Here is a 14,594-nt window from a genome sequence, read left to right on the forward strand (position 1 = left end):
TGTTGGGCGACAACCGCGCTTTCCAGGTTCATTGGGTGCCGGCTTCCTCGCCCGGTCTTGCGGTTGCAAAGATCGCCTGCAAGAGGTCGAGTTTGGTGCGCACCTCCGGGGGGATGGACGCGGGATCAATGAACCGTACAAGCTGATGCAACTCGCCCTTGCGCAGCAACATCGCATGACCCAAGCGCTGCGCCAGGCGGCGGAAGAATTCCTCCGCGAAGCTGCTGAGCTTCAGGCGCTCGGTCTTCGCTTCCCAGACGAGGCGGGCCGCGTCCGGGGCGGCGTTCTTCCAGGTCGCGAAATCCTCGCTGCTGCCGCCGAAGACCTGCTCCTGGATCACGGCGTCCAGCACCTCATCGGTCTCGATTTGAAAGCCGTCGAACAGCAAGTCGCCGTAATGCTCGGCGACATAGGCGCGCAGGACCTTGGGTGTGATGAAATAGTTCTCGGCCTCATAGCGCCGCCAGTAAACGACCCGGAGCCCGCCCTCGTCCAGGTCCGCACGGTTGCGACCGTCGTTGTCCAGAATGGCAAACCCTTTGAGACCCGGAATCATCTCTCGCAGCGCGAAGAAATGGGCCTTCGGTGTCACACCGAAGCCCCCTTCCACGCGTTCCAGTTCGGAATCGAGACTGGGGTCCGGATAATTGTTCGCCACGTAGAAGGCATTGATCTGCTCATCCCACACCTGCGTCACCGGGTGGCCCAGTCGTTGCGCCAGCGCCCGCAGCATGTCCAGATCCGTTCCCCCTTCGACGTACAGCACATAGCCTCGCTGGCGCGCCCGGACATAGTGCTCGGCCCCATAGTGCTTGAGTGCGTTGCGAATGTCTATCTTGGCCGCCAGGTTATCCGCGCGTCCCTCAAGCAGCAGGGTCAGGTTATGATCGAGTGCCTCATCCAGAATCACCTCCGAATGGGTCACCATCACCACTTGGGACTGGTTTTCCGCGGCGATCTCGCGCAGGAGCACATAAACCTGCTTCTGCCGCAGAATCTCCAGGTGTGCGTCCGGTTCGTCGATCAGGAGCACGCTGCGGCGGTGGGAATAGAGGTAGGCAAAGATCAACAGCAATAGACCAACTCGTCCCCTTGGTTGCGAAAGCTCATGGTGACGGGCTCGACCCTGTTCTCGTGTTGGACGCCCAGGGTGATCAGCAGGGGGATATCCCGATTGCCGGTGCGCACGGCGGTGTTGTGCCAGAAATAGCGGGTCCGCTGCACCGGCACTGAGACGATGTTCAGGCGATTGATGGAGGTCGAGGTGCGCTCCGCGGGGGTCGAGGTCTGCTTGGCGTCGAACCAGGTCTTGACCGCCTGGGACCAGAGGGCAATCGCCTGGATCGCCGTGGTCTTGCCGCAATTGTTCGGTCCGATCAATACGGCCGGATGGTCGAGTTCGATACGCTGCCGGTCGCCGAAGCGTTTGAAGTTTTGAATCTCAAGATAATGCAACAGTCTCATGTCGTATCCCGTGGGCGTACCTGGTAATCGCGGCAATGGGCGATCTGACGGAGCATCTTAGCACTCAACCTGGAAAGAGCAGTTGGGCCGCAAATGAACGCAAAAAGACGCAAATAATCACGGTCCCGGCATGTTCTGTCCAGCCGCCCGCCGGGTGTGGCCCAAGACTTCTCTAGGAATATGATGTATTTGCGTTTATTTGCGTTCATTTGCGGCTAAACTCTTTTCTTAGGCTCAGGGGTCCGGTTTGATCTCGCCCCGGGCAAGACCCGCGATCATGTCCCGCAACTCCCCGATCGCCTGTTCCCGCCGGGGATTGGGGTCCCAGCGCCTGCCCATCCAGGCCAGCACGTCCTGCGGCGCGGCCCCCAGCCGCTCCGGCACCAGCAGGTCGTAGATGCCGCGCCATTCGCCCTCCACCCGCAGCGCGAGGCGCGGGTTGATGAGGTACTGGCCGCGGCTTATCCGCAGGAAGAGTTTGCGGTTGTAGGGACCCTCCCGGTTGACCTCGTTCTTGGAGAGGATGGATGAGACATAGGTCTGCTTCTTGCGCCGGGCCGGCACCACCGACTCTGGGAACTGCCCCAGCACGGCGGCAAAGTCGACGGCGTTCAGTAGGTTGCGCCGCGTCGCCCAGTTCTCCCCGAGTCGCTGGTAGAAGAGTACCAGGGCGATACAGAGCATCAGGTATTCCATGTGCCGCCGGTCGAGCTTGACCAGGCGCCCGTCGACCTGGATGTCGATCCCGGCCGGGGCCAGCCGCTCGAAGACCGCGGGCAGCCGCGTGCGGGCGAAGCGCTCGTCCGCGCAGGCACGGTCCAGCGCGATCTGGAAGGCGTTCTGGCCATTGCCGTCGACCAGGCCCAGGTCGGCATCGCGCTCCAGCAATTCGGTGATGAGATCGGCGTGGCCCATGCGGCTGGCGATCATGAGCGGCGTCTGGCCGAAACAGTTGCGGAAGTCCGCCCCGTATTTGTCGACCTCGCGCAGGACCCCGCCCGCGTGTTTGAGGCTGTAGAGCAGGTAGTGCTTCTTCTCCAGGATCGGCCAGGCCTTGTCCGGGTGGCGGGCGGCCTGGAGTCCGGCCCGATCGAGTTCATTGAGCAGGCGCTGGTCGCGGTAGACCAGGGCGTATTCCATGAGGCTGATGCGTGCCTTCTTGTCGCCCTTGACCAGGGCCTGCTCGCGCAGTGCGGCCAGTGTCTCCCCGCGCAGCACGGCCCAGGGGACCTGCTGCTCTTTGAGGATCTGGGAGCGGATCTCGGCCGCCTGTTCGTCCTTGCCCTGGAGTTCCAGCCGATGGGCCTCGCGGCGCCACTCATCCAGGCTGGAGCGCTGCTCCTCCACGTCCGCCACCCCCTGGTGGACCTCGGTGAGCCCCAGCAGTGCGAGCAGGGGCTGGGCGGGGCGCGGCTCGATCAGATAGAGATTGCGCACCGCCCGGGTCACCGCCACATAGAGCGCGTTGATATAGAACTTGTAGATCTCCAGTGACTTGTCATTCTTGTCGCGCCCGCGGGCATAGCGCAGTTCACCCTGCAGGTCCGCCTCCGTCAGGTCCGCGGCGATGTCGCGGAAGCGCTTTTCCTCCCCGCTCACGAAGCCGTAGAGGAGCACATTCTCGTACTCCAGCCCCTTGGCCTCGTGGATGGAGAAGACGAGCGGGGTGCGGAAGAAGCGGCGCACTTCGGCCTTCTGGTCGTCGTGCAGGACCAGGATGGCGAAGCGGGCGGAGGCGGCGGTGCGCCGGTCCAGGTCCCGCTTCACCGCGTCCGTGTCCGCCAGGAGCCCGACCCGGCCGGCGCCCGGACCCCGGCTCACCACCAGATAGTTGCTCTCCCGGTCCACCGAGCCGAAGCGGGCGTGCTTGATGTGCAGCAGCCGGTTGGCGACCTCGGTGACCTCAGGGGAGTTGCGAAAGTTGGTGTTCAGTATCCTGATCAGTTCGGTGGGGGCCTGGTCCCCCGGCTGGTTCCAGAAGAGCGTCTTGACCTTGGACCAGGAGAAAAAATTCGGATGGACGATCTGGTTGGAGTCCCCGCACAGCAGGAAGCCGCGGGGGTCGCGCAGGGCCTTCAGGATCAGGAGCAACTGCACGTTGGTGAGATCCTGCACCTCGTCCACCACCACGAAGTCGTAGCGCGGTGCCACCCGGGTCAGCCAGGCGTGACTCAGGATGTTGCTGTCGAACCAGCCCTCCTCGGCCAGGAACTTCAGATAACGCTCGAAGAGGTCATAGACCACGCCGCGCAGTTCGGGTGGGTAGATGGACTGGCGCACGCCGAGCGCCAGATAGGTCTCCCGATCGAGATAGGAACGGTCCGGCGCGGTGCCGGTGATGGCCCCCTGGACCTCCTCGAAGAGCCGGTGGCTGTCCTGCAACTCCTTGGGCAACCGCTGGCGCGCCGCCCAGCCGGCGAAGACGCGCGGAGTCATCTCGCGGCCCGGGGGTACCTGGATGCTCTCCAGGTACTCCCGATAGGAGAGGAACTCGACCTCCTGGTCCTCGTTCTCATAGCCCTGGGCGTAATAGAGGTCCCGCGCGTTCTGGGCCAGGAAGGGTGAGCGGGTCACATAGAGACAGTCGCCCCGGGCGTCCTTTAACTTCTCCAGGGTCAGCGCCGTCTTGCCGCTGCCGGCCGAGCCGATGATGACGAGCGGCGGGGGCAGGCGGTAGATCGCCTCCTGGTCGTCGTCGAAGGACAGCACCTTGTCGAGCAGGTGAAAGCGGTGCAGGGCCGGGTTGAGATAGGGCAGTTGCGGGGCCGTCTGCGCCGCCGCGGCCGCGGCGTCCGGGATCTGGTCCTCGTCGATCGTCACCCCGCGGGCGAGGAAACGCGACTGCTCATAGGCGTGCCGGTGGATGAACTCCAGGGCCAGGACGCAGCACTCGTCGGCGTGCCGGTAGAGGGCGAACAGCAGCCGGTTGCTGCGGTCCAGCCGTGCCCGGTAGAGGTTGTCACCGATCTTTTTGACCTCGGCGGAACGGAAATCGTCGGCGCGCAGATAGGCCGCGAGCTTCTCGAAACCGGGGATGGCGGCGGTATCCAGACCGCGGTAGACGAGGATCTTCAAGGGGTTCCCCAGATCGCAAAGGCGTGGTTGAGGCCCCTGGACACGACGCACGGGGGCTTGGTTGGTCGGGATGATACCAATCCGTCCACGCGGCTTCAGGAGTTCCGGCGGTTCGGCGGTCCGCACAGCGGACCCTACGGCCCCGCGCCCGTAGGGTCCGCTGTGCGGACCAACGACCTCCCGCCCAGTAGGATGGCCTGGGTTATGATCAAGGCCACGCCTGGGTGAGACCGCACCGCGGTGTCATGCCGAGCGGCCGCGGGTCGCGGGCCGACGCCGCCCACTCGCGCGAAGCGCCCGGGCGCGCGACAATGAGCGGCTTTGTCGATACACCGACCGCTGCCCGAGACCCGCCCCATGAACCTAGCCCCGCGCTTCATCAACACCCTCTCCGCACCCCTGCGCCTGTTGCCGACCCTGGCCCACAGCCAGGCCCTGGCACTGGTGCTCAATCAGGTCATGAAGGACGCCATCGCCGAGGGTGAACTGGACTTCCTGATCGGCCGCACGGTCGGGATCGAGATCAGCGATCTCGGCATCCGCTACCGCCTGGGCCTCGCCGGCGGGCGGATTCGCGGCCACGGGGAGGGGGCACCCGCCGCTGCAACGATCTCGGGGGGCTTGCATGAGTTCATGCTGCTCGCCGCCCGGCGCGAGGACGCCGACACCCTGTTCTTCCAGCGCCGGCTGCGGATGGCGGGCGACACCGAGTTGGGGCTTTATCTGAAGAACTTCCTGGACGCCTTCGAGCCGCCGCCCCAGGTCGCGCCGCTGATCCGCGGGCTCGACCGGCTGCTGGGCGAGGAGAAGCACCAGCCGCGGCGGCGGAACCGCTGAGCCTGCCGGAAGCGGGGAAGGGATCTCGCAGAGGCGCGGAGGCGCAGAGGGGGGAGGCGCAGAGGGGGGAGGGCAGGGCGGGTGCGATCAGAACTGATCGGACCCGGGAGGGCGCATGGGCTGGGACCGGAGTTGCGGGGCTCGCGTCTGCCAGGGAGGCCGTTCTCGATCCTGACGGCTCTTCTCTGCGTCTCGGCGCCTCTGCGTGAGTCTTCTTTCGCCTGGCGCAACTGGCAACCGCTGCTCGCCGACGGCAGCGCCCGTTCGGCCACCGGGGCGGTCCTGATCGGGGCCGACGGTCTCGGCCCCTGGGAAGACGAGGAGACGCAGGCCCTGCTGAGCCGCGCCGTGCGCGAGGGTTGGACGGGGCGCGCCAAGGCTGACGGTCATGGCAGCATAAACCGCCACCTTGGACGATGACAGCCGCGCGTGGGAGCGGCTTCACCCGCGGCGAGGCCAGGGCAGTTTGCACGCTCGCGTTGCGGCTGAAGCCGCTCCCACAGCATCGCTGCGCGATTTGTACGGTAAAGCCTTGGACTCCGGGGTCAGGTGAGCCTGCTCGAGCTGATCCCCGCCGCGCCGCTCCAGTAGCCGTCGACCAGCCCGGTCGGGACCAGCCCGCGCAGGGTGGCCTGACCCTCGGCGGTCGCGAGATCGCCCGTGAGACAGGCGGCGAAGGTCCGCACGACGGTGGCGGTGTGCTGGGACTGGGGACTGATCCGGACCAGGTCCACGCCCAATGGGCCCAGTTCGCTCAAGACCGGGAGCAGGTCGTGGGTGGCGGCGGATTGGGTCTGGATGCCGTTGAGCGCGAGGAATGCCTGGTGTTCCTGGGTGCTGATCAGGAGCCCGTCGGGGTGTTCGCCGCAGCGCAACTCGCATTGGTCCTTGCCCTGGCCGTTGTTGAAGGCGGTGAAGCAGCGCGCTGAGTAGGCGAGCGGCAGGCGTCCGAAGGCGAAGACCTCGCACTCCACGCCGGCGGGGCGGGTGCGGATGAGATCCGTCGCGGTTTCGCGGCCCAGTTCCACCGGCAGCACCCAGCGCTTGAGCCCGCGGGCCGCCAGGAAGGCGAGCGTGCGCTGGTTGTAGAGGTTGATGGAGGTGCCGGCAACGAAGGGGCGCCCCTCCAGGAAGTCGAGCGCGGCGAGATCATTGGCCTCGATCAGGAAGCGCTGGTCGGCGCACTGGCGCTCCAGGGTCTTTAGTTCTCCCTCGGACTCGATCAGGGCGAGGGTGGAGATCACCGGCTCGCGGCCGCTCGCGGCGACGCGCTCGGCCAGATCCCACCAGTCCTCGGGGCGCATCAGGCGGCGCTTGGAGCAGATGGTCTCACCCAGGTAAACGACCTCGACCGGGGTCTCCAGGAGCTCCGCGTAGAAGTCCAGGACCTGCTCACGCGGCCAGTAATACAGAATCGGTCCCAGGGACAGGCGGGGGCGCCGGCCGGTGGGTGGCAAAACATCCGAAGGCATGGGTTCTCTCGGTGGTGATGGGGCAGGTCTCGGGTGGATCAGTTTGCCGATGGCTCAAACGTCGCGTTGGATTCAACTGCAACGCAGTGCACAGCGTGGCGGCGGCTCGCACCCAGGTCCACCCATTGCGCGTTCCGACCCCAACGGGGTCGAACATACCAGTGTCAGTGCCAAGTCCGCTCATAGGGCCCGATGGTGGTCTGGGTGCCCTCGGAGACGCGCGCCAGGGCGTCCATCCAGTCGGCCTGGGGGCGGAAGGCGGCCGGGTTGCGGGTGCAGGAGTCGATGGCCTCGCGCCACACCCGGGTGACCTCGGAGACATAGCGGGTGCTGCGCTGGCGGCCTTCGAGCTTGATGGCGGCGACCCCGGCGGCCATGATCTGCGGCAGCAGGTCCAGGGTATTGAGGCTGGTGGGTTGCTCGATGGCGTAGCGGATGTCGCCCTCGACCTCGTAGCGGCCCTTGCAGATGGTCGGGTAGCCGGCCGGCTCGTCGCGTCCGCGCCGCTCGATCAGAATCCCGCCCAGACGGGTCTCCTGGCCGTCGGGGGTGTCGCGCCACTCCACATGAGCGGCGGGGGAGCAGGCGCCGTAGGTGTTGGGGGACTGGCCGGTGGCATAGGAGGACAGGATGCACCGGCCCTCCACCATGACACACAGGCTGCCGAAGCCGAAGATCTCCACCGGCACCGGGCTCTCGGCGATGACGTGCGCGACCTGGGCGATGGACAGGACCCGCGGTACCACCACCCGGCGGATGCCGAAATGGCGGTGCATGAAGCGGATCGCCGCCGGGTTGGTGGCCGAGCCCTGCACCGACAGGTGCAGGCCGAGTTGGGGGTGGCGCTGCGCCGCATAGTCCAGCACCCCCATGTCCGCCAGGATCAGTGCGTCCACGCCGAGATCGGCGCCCCGGTCCACGGCCGCCGTCCAGCGCTGCCAGCCGCGGGGCTGGGCGAAGGTGTTGATGGCGACGAAGACCCTGACCTTGCGGTCGCGGGCGTAGCGTAGGCCGTCTTCCAACTGTTTGTCGTTGAAGTTGAGGCCGGCGAAGTGGCGGGCGTTGGTGTCGTCGCGGAAGCCGATATAGACGGCATCGGCGCCATTGTCCACAGCGGCCTTGAGGGATGGCAGGTTGCCGGCGGGGCAGACGAGTTCCATGGGCGGACTCCAGTAGCTAGAGAGAGTATTTGGCCGCAAATGAACGCAAACGAACGCAAATAAGTCCGAAGGGTCTTGCGCTGCTGCCCCAAGCCGATAGGTCACCCGGCCCATGGGCCGGGTGAGCCGGACTGGCACACGCCGCACGCCGTGTTAATTTGCGTCTATTTGCGTTCATTTGCGGCTAAACCGCTCTTCAATTAAGGGGTATAGGGTCAGGCTGTGCGGGCGAGGCAGGGCGGCTCCAGGTGCGCGCAGCGTGCGCCCTGGCGGGTGTCGCGGCGGTACAACTCAGCCTCGATCCGATTGAGCACGGCCCATTTCCAGGCGCACCAGTGGGGCGCCAGCAGGATGGAGCGGGAGGCCGTGCCGGTCAGGCGGTGGAAGACCACCGCGGGCGGGGTCCGTTCGATCAGGTCGGCGCAGATGCCCGCATAGTCATCCAGCGTCAGCGGCACATAGTCCCCGCGCTCCCACTCCAAGGCCAGCCGGGTGTGCCGCACCACATGCAGCGGGTGCAGTTTGAGACCCTCCACCCCCAGGTTCAGGACCCGCTCCAGGCTCCGGAGTGCGGCGTCCCGGCCCTCGCCCGGCAGCCCGACGATCAGGTGGGCGCAGACCTTGAGCCCCCGGCGCTGGGCGGCGCGGGTGGCGCTCTGGAACTCGGCGAAGCCGTGACCCCGATTGACCCGCGCCAGGGTCTCGTCGTCCGCCGATTGCAGACCCAACTCCAGCCAGACCTCCTTGCCCTGGGCGCGATAGCCGGCCAGCAGGTCCAGCACCGCCTCCGGCACACAGTCCGGGCGCGTGCCGATGGAGAGCCCGACGACATCCGGGATCAGCAGGGCCTCGTCATAGCGCGCGCGTAGCCGCTCGATGCGGTCGTAGGTGTTGGTGTAGGCCTGGAAGTAGGCGATGAAGCGGCGCGCCCCGGTGCGGCGTGCCAGCACTGCCCGCCCCGCGGCGATCTGCGCGGTGACGCTGGGTGGCTCCTGGGCGTTGGGGCTGAAGGACTGGTTGTTGCAGAAGGTACAGCCGCCGGTGCCCTTGGTGCCGTCGCGATTCGGGCAGGTGAAGCCGGCATTGATCGCGAGCTTGTGCACCCGCTGCCCGTAGCGGCGCAGCAGGTCCTGACCCAGGGTGTGGACACGCTCACTCAGAACGCGCGGCGCCTGCGGGGACCCTGGGGTGGACGTAGAGGGGGCGGGACACATCGGCGGAAGACTAACCGCATCCGCCGCCCCGGCGCAATGGCCTGGGTCGACTCGGATTGTGCGGTTGGTCGCGGGCTTGGGTGTGGCTGCCGCTCGCGGCCGGGTGCGATCAGAGCTGATGTGGCGACCGAGATCCCGGGTACGCTGTCGTTGTCGTTGTCGTAATCGAAGAATCCGACCACGATTACGACAACGACGCCCACTCCGTGAGAACGTCCGGTAGCTGTAGCTGTAGCTGTAGGGTACGCATCGCGTGTTCGGCTCAGGCCGGAATCCTGTGGGAGCGGCTTCAGCGCCGACGCGATCTCGCCAGCCGCCGTGGCCTCGTTGCGGCTGAAGCCGCTCCCACAGGGAACTTTCATCGTCCGGGTGCGATCCCGCGTGACTTGCTGCGCATCCCTCGTGTAGCATTCTAAGTTTTTGTTTTCACGATTTCGCCGATCCCCTGATCGGTGCCTTGAGAAGGGTTGGTTGCGTGTCTGTTCCGATGACGATAGGGGGCGGTGGGCGCGGCTGGCCGGGGACGACTGAAGTGGGGCATTTTTACTTTCTGTTGGGCCTGGGGGGCTTGCTGTTGCTGGCCTTCGGCCTGCACCTGCACCGGCGCTTCGGGCGTCGCGGACGCTTGCCCTTTGTGCTGGATCAGGCCCTGTTCACACCGCCGCAGCGCGCCTTTCTGGCCGTGCTGGAACGGGCCCTGGGCGCGGACTTCCGCGTCTACGGGCGGGTGCGGGTGGCGGAGGTGATCGCCCTGCGTCCGCGCCTGGATCGTGCCGCCCGGCGCCGCGCCTGGGCACTGCTGGGCGACCGGCAGTTCGATTTTCTGATCTGTGCGGCAGCGACCGGCGCCATCGTCGGCGCGGTGAATCTGGCGCCGCGCTCGCGCCGCGGGCGGCCGCCGCCGCGCGACGCCCTGGATCGCATCTGTGCCGCTGCCGGGCTGCCCTTCGTGCGGGTGCGCGAGGCTGACGACTACGCGGCGGCCGGGCTGACCGACCGCCTGGTCCAGGCCATGCAGCCCCAGGACCAGCCGGTGCCCGCGCCGCCGGTGCCGGGGCCGGTGCGTAGCGCGCCGCCGCCGCGCCGGGAGGCGGCGCCGGACCTGCATACCCTCTCCGAGGTGGTGGTGGAGGACGCGCGGGAGCCGCGGCTGCGCTCCGTCGCCGCGCGCCCCCGGGCACCGACGCCGACCGCGGTGCGGGTCGCCGCCGTCGCGGTGGTCCCGGTGCTCCCTGCCGCCCCTGCCGCCCCGGCGGTCCTGCCGGCCACGCAGCCCCCGCGCCGCGAGCCGACCCTGGCGGGGCCCGGGGACCTGGACCCGGGGCCGGCCTTCCAGGTGAACGGCGGCCTGGAAGAGGAGGACGACCAGGACGGCCGCCCGGCGCGCGCCTGGCGACGTTGAGCCGGACCCGGGAGCCTTACCGAGAAGGTCCGGCCGGGACCCGGTGGGAGGGGCTTTACCCGCGATGCAACCGCGCAAGCGGTCGTGGCCTCGTCGCGGGTGAAGTCGTTCCCACGGACGGCTTTCATCGTCCGGGGTAGCTGATGTCCTTTCCAGGGCCGTCAGCCGGCCCGCGAAGTCCGCGCCTGGGACCCGCGCGGCACGGCGCGCCTTGCTGCGCCGCAACAACCCGGTAGATAATGATCTACTACCCATCTCCGGCCGCCTGAGGGGCTTACGACGAATGAGTGATTCACCACAACTCTTAAGCGGGGACGAGGCCATCGCCTTGGCCGCCCGCCACGCCGGGGTGCGCCTGGGTACCGGTTATCCGGGCACCCCGTCCACCGAAATCCTGGAGACCTTTGACCGGCTTGGCGGGCGCGCCCAGTGGTCTCCCAACGAGAAGGTGGCGCTGGAGGTGGGCCTGGGTGCCGTCTTCGGCGGGGCGCGCACCCTGGTGACCATGAAGCATGTGGGGCTCAACGTGGCGGCGGACCCCCTGTTCACCGCCGCCTATACGGATCTCGCCGCCGGTCTGGTGCTGGTCTCCGCGGACGATCCGGGCATGGCCTCCAGCCAGAATGAGCAGGACAACCGCCACTATGCCCGCGCCGCCTCCCTACCCATGCTGGAGCCGATGGACTCCCAGGAGGCCTACGACTTCACCCTGCTCGCCTATGAGATCTCCGAGCGCTGGCACCTGCCGGTGATGCTGCGCATCACCACCCGGGTCTGCCACTCCAAGACGATCGTACGTCCCCACGATGCGCCGCTCCCCGGGCAGGCGATCGGGCCCGAGCCCGGCTTCCGCCGGGACATCCCGGCGCGGGTCATGATCCCGGCCTACGCCAAGCCGGCCCACCGGCGACTGCGTCAAAAGCTCGCCGAGATCGCTGCCTGGAATGACGCCGAGGGGCCTAACCGGGTCTTCGCCGGCCATCCGCAGGTGGGCCTCATCGCCACCGGGATCGCCGCCATGCACGCACGCGAAGCGGCACCCCAGGCCTGCCTGCTGACCATCGGTCTCACCTATCCGCTGCCGCTGGAGACCATTCGCACCTTCGCGGCCGGGTGTGAGCGTCTGGTGGTGCTGGAGGAGGGGGACCCGGTGTTGCTGGACGCGCTGCGGGCCGCCGGCATCCCGGCGCAGGGCAAGCCGGAGCAGTACCGCTTCGGGGAACTGACGGTCGCGCGCGTGCGCCGCATCCTGGCCGGGGACGAAACCGCGGAACCGGCACCGCCCAAGGGCAAGCCGCCGGAACTGTGCCAGGGGTGTTCCCACCGGGGCGTCTTCGAGGTCCTGCGCGATATGAACTGCATCGTCGCCGGCGACATCGGCTGCTATACGCTGGGCGTCCTGCCGCCCTTCCAGGCCATGGATACCTGTGTTTGTATGGGGGCGAGCATCGGGGTGGGGCTGGGCCTGCGCCATGTGCTGCCGGAGGAGGAGGCGCGGCGCGTGGTGAGCGTGATCGGCGATTCCACCTTTGTGCACTCAGGCCTCACCGGCCTGGCCGAGATGGTCTACAACCCGCCCGCCACCGGTCATGTCGTCCTGATCCTGGACAACGGCACCACGGCCATGACCGGGCAGCAGGAGCACCCGGGCACCGGGCGCACGCTCAACCATGATGCGACCGGGCGCATCCACTTCGAGGACCTGGCCCGCGCCATGGGCGTGACGAACGTCCATGTGGTGGATTTCCAGGCGGCGGACGGCACCCTGGAGGGACTGCTCAAGGACTTGCTGACCCGCTCGGAGACCTCCCTGATCGTGGCCCGCCAGCCCTGTGTGCTGGCGGCCCCCAAGATCCGCTTCTATGAGAAGGCCGCGGCCGACCGGTCCACGGCCTGCCCGTCGCAAGTCGTTGACGACTGAGGTCGAGCCGCATGAACAGCATCTATAACGTGGTTATTGCCGGGCTCGGCGGTCAGGGCGTACTGAAGGCCTCCGACATCCTCGCCGACGCCGCCTTTCGCGCCGGTTACGATGTCAAGAAGAGCGAACTGCACGGGATGAGCCAGCGCGGCGGCTCGGTGAGCAGCGACGTGCGCTTCGGCCCCCAGGTCTGGAGCCCCATGGTCCCGACCGGGGAGGCGGACGTGTTGGTGGTGCTCGATGAGACACAGGTGGAGGTCAACCGCGCGGTATTGGCCCCGAACGGGGTCCTGATCGGCCCCGACCGGCTCGACGCGGCGGCGCTCAAGAACAAAAAGAGCCTGAATGTGACCCTGCTCGGGGCCCTGTCGGCGCACCTGCCGATCGCCTCCGAGCACTGGCTCGCCGCCATTCACGCCAACCTGGCGCCCAAGCTGCATAAGCTCAATGAGCAGTCGTTCGCGCTCGGGCGTGCCGCCGTGGCCGTGCGCGAGGCGGCTGCCGTCTGAGAGTAAGTAACGAGCCAAGAACAGGTTAAACACAAACGCAATCGTTGGGGATTTCGTTGTCGTTGTCGTTGTCGTTGTCGTGATCGGAGAAGCGATGCAATTTGGGTGCGGGAGAATCTGCGGCGCTACGATAACCTCGATTACGACAACGACGACGACAACGACAACGCTGACCGAGGGGGTCACGATGCAGACCGAGCTGTGGAACGACGCGGCGGGGGGCTTTCACCCCGTCAGCGCCCCGGATTTCCTACCCGCGGCGCGCCTTGAGGAGGTGCAACTGCGGCGCCTGCGTGCCGTGGTCGCGCGCGCCTTCGAGCATGTGCCGCTGTTTCGCCAGCGTCTGGAGAAGCGGGGCCTGACCCCGGACGTGATCGGCAGCCTGGCGGACATCGCCCGGCTCCCCTTCACCGTCAAAACGGATCTGCGCGACACCTATCCCTTTGGCCTCTTCGCGAGCCCGATGGGGGACGTGGTGCGTCTGCACGCCTCCTCCGGGACCACCGGCAAGCCGATCGTGGTCGCCTATACCCGTGAGGACGTGGACGTGTGGGCGGAGGTCATGGCGCGCACCTTCGCCGCCTGCGGGCTGCACCGCGGGGACATCCTGCAGAACGCCTTCGGTTACGGGCTCTTCACCGGCGGTCTGGGCGCCCATTACGGGGCTGAGGCCCTGGGGGCTACGGTGATCCCGGTTTCGGGGGGCAATACGGAGCGCCAGCTCATGGTGCTGCGCGACTTCGGCGTGTCCGCGCTGTGCTGCACCCCGAGCTATTTTGTGCACCTGATCGAACGTGCCAAGGACGTGGGTGTGGATCTGAAGGACCTGCCGCTGCGCGTGGGGGTCTTCGGCGCCGAGCCCTGGTCGGATGCCATGCGCCAACACATCGAGTCTGAGGCCGGGGTCAGGGCCTACGACATCTATGGTTTGTCCGAGATCATCGGCCCCGGGGTGGCCAGCGAGTGCGCCGCTCAGGACGGGCTGCATGTGTTCGAGGACCACTTCTATCCGGAGATCATCGACCCGGACACCGGGGCCAGCCTCCCGGACGGGGAGGAGGGCGAGCTGGTGCTGACCACGCTCAGCAAGAAGGCCATGCCGATGATCCGCTATCGCACGCGCGACATCACGCGGATCATCGGTGAGCCCTGCGTTTGCGGGCGGACGCTGCGGCGCATCCGGCGTATCGGTCGGCGCTCCGACGACATGATCATCATCCGCGGAGTCAACGTCTTCCCGTCCCAGGTGGAGGCTGCCCTGTTGCAGGTGGAGGGCACGCTGCCGCATTATCGGATCATCCTTACCCGCGAGCGCGGGCTGGATCAGATGGCGGTGGAGGTGGAGGTCACGCCCGAGGTCTTCAGCGACAAGATCCGCGCCCTGGAGGAGGTACGTGCGCGGCTCGCCCAGGCCATCGAGCAGATCTGCGGCATCCGGGTCGACCTGCGCCTGGTGGAGCCGCGCACCATCGAGCGCAGCGAGGGCAAGGCGCGGCGGGTCATCGACCAGCGTAACCTTTGAGTCGGCGGATTCGTTATC

12 protein-coding genes are annotated in these 14,594 nt (G+C 67.3%); 6 read left to right on the forward strand and 6 right to left on the reverse strand.

The features are described 5' to 3' along the window. Window positions 1-28 precede the first annotated feature (28 nt). From THSYN_RS10275 to THSYN_RS10280, 3 genes are all read right to left on the reverse strand, one after another. A complete protein-coding gene (locus tag THSYN_RS10275) occupies window positions 29-1,075 on the reverse strand; it encodes an AAA family ATPase (RefSeq protein WP_236848853.1) in 1,047 nt (348 codons plus the stop codon). Then, entirely contained in the window at window positions 1,066-1,464 is a 399-nt protein-coding gene (locus THSYN_RS35810) for an AAA family ATPase (RefSeq protein ID WP_236848854.1), read from the reverse strand. Before THSYN_RS35810 ends, THSYN_RS10275 begins: the two co-directional genes overlap by 10 nt. A 234-nt stretch (window positions 1,465-1,698) precedes the next feature. Then, on the reverse strand, window positions 1,699-4,539 hold the full coding sequence (locus THSYN_RS10280) for an ankyrin repeat domain-containing protein (protein WP_100919061.1): 2,841 nt from the start codon (window positions 4,537-4,539) through the stop codon (window positions 1,699-1,701). A 357-nt stretch (window positions 4,540-4,896) separates the two neighbouring features. Between THSYN_RS10280 and ubiT the strand changes: the two genes are divergently transcribed. Both ubiT and THSYN_RS10290 read left to right on the forward strand, forming a co-directional pair. Next, entirely contained in the window at window positions 4,897-5,376 is a 480-nt protein-coding gene (ubiT, locus tag THSYN_RS10285; RefSeq protein WP_100919062.1) for a ubiquinone anaerobic biosynthesis accessory factor UbiT, read from the forward strand. An 81-nt stretch (window positions 5,377-5,457) separates the two neighbouring features. Then, complete coding sequence (locus tag THSYN_RS10290; RefSeq protein ID WP_157817580.1) at window positions 5,458-5,796, forward strand: hypothetical protein; 339 nt, start codon at window positions 5,458-5,460, stop codon at window positions 5,794-5,796. Between the two features lie 125 nt (window positions 5,797-5,921). On the opposite strand, the gene ubiV is transcribed toward THSYN_RS10290, so the two are convergent. From ubiV to mnmL, 3 genes are all read right to left on the reverse strand, one after another. Continuing rightward, window positions 5,922-6,848, reverse strand: coding sequence for a ubiquinone anaerobic biosynthesis protein UbiV (ubiV, locus tag THSYN_RS10295; protein ID WP_100919064.1), 927 nt, complete (start codon window positions 6,846-6,848; stop codon window positions 5,922-5,924). Between the two features lie 164 nt (window positions 6,849-7,012). After that, the gene (ubiU, locus tag THSYN_RS10300) at window positions 7,013-8,008 is read right to left on the reverse strand and encodes a ubiquinone anaerobic biosynthesis protein UbiU (protein WP_100919065.1); all 996 of its coding nucleotides are present in this window, start codon (window positions 8,006-8,008) and stop codon (window positions 7,013-7,015) included. Between the two features lie 215 nt (window positions 8,009-8,223). Continuing rightward, the gene (mnmL, locus tag THSYN_RS10305) at window positions 8,224-9,222 is read right to left on the reverse strand and encodes a tRNA modification radical SAM protein MnmL/YtqA (RefSeq protein ID WP_100919066.1); all 999 of its coding nucleotides are present in this window, start codon (window positions 9,220-9,222) and stop codon (window positions 8,224-8,226) included. 532 nt (window positions 9,223-9,754) lie between these two features. On the opposite strand from mnmL, the gene THSYN_RS10310 reads away from it, so the two are divergent. The 4 genes from THSYN_RS10310 to THSYN_RS10325 all read left to right on the forward strand — a co-directional run bounded on the left by THSYN_RS10310 (window position 9,755) and on the right by THSYN_RS10325 (window position 14,576). Further along, window positions 9,755-10,624, forward strand: coding sequence for a DUF2726 domain-containing protein (locus THSYN_RS10310; protein WP_157817581.1), 870 nt, complete (start codon window positions 9,755-9,757; stop codon window positions 10,622-10,624). A 283-nt stretch (window positions 10,625-10,907) separates the two neighbouring features. Next, window positions 10,908-12,545 (forward strand): thiamine pyrophosphate-dependent enzyme, encoded by a 1,638-nt coding sequence (locus THSYN_RS10315; protein ID WP_100919068.1) that lies wholly within the window; start codon window positions 10,908-10,910, stop codon window positions 12,543-12,545. An 11-nt stretch (window positions 12,546-12,556) separates the two neighbouring features. Continuing rightward, window positions 12,557-13,054 (forward strand): 2-oxoacid:acceptor oxidoreductase family protein, encoded by a 498-nt coding sequence (locus THSYN_RS10320; protein WP_100919069.1) that lies wholly within the window; start codon window positions 12,557-12,559, stop codon window positions 13,052-13,054. A gap of 187 nt (window positions 13,055-13,241) precedes the next feature. Then, entirely contained in the window at window positions 13,242-14,576 is a 1,335-nt protein-coding gene (locus THSYN_RS10325; protein ID WP_100919070.1) for a phenylacetate--CoA ligase family protein, read from the forward strand. Window positions 14,577-14,594 lie beyond the last annotated feature (18 nt).

Source organism: Candidatus Thiodictyon syntrophicum (assembly GCF_002813775.1).
In the GTDB taxonomy this organism is placed as follows: domain Bacteria; phylum Pseudomonadota; class Gammaproteobacteria; order Chromatiales; family Chromatiaceae; genus Thiodictyon; species Thiodictyon syntrophicum.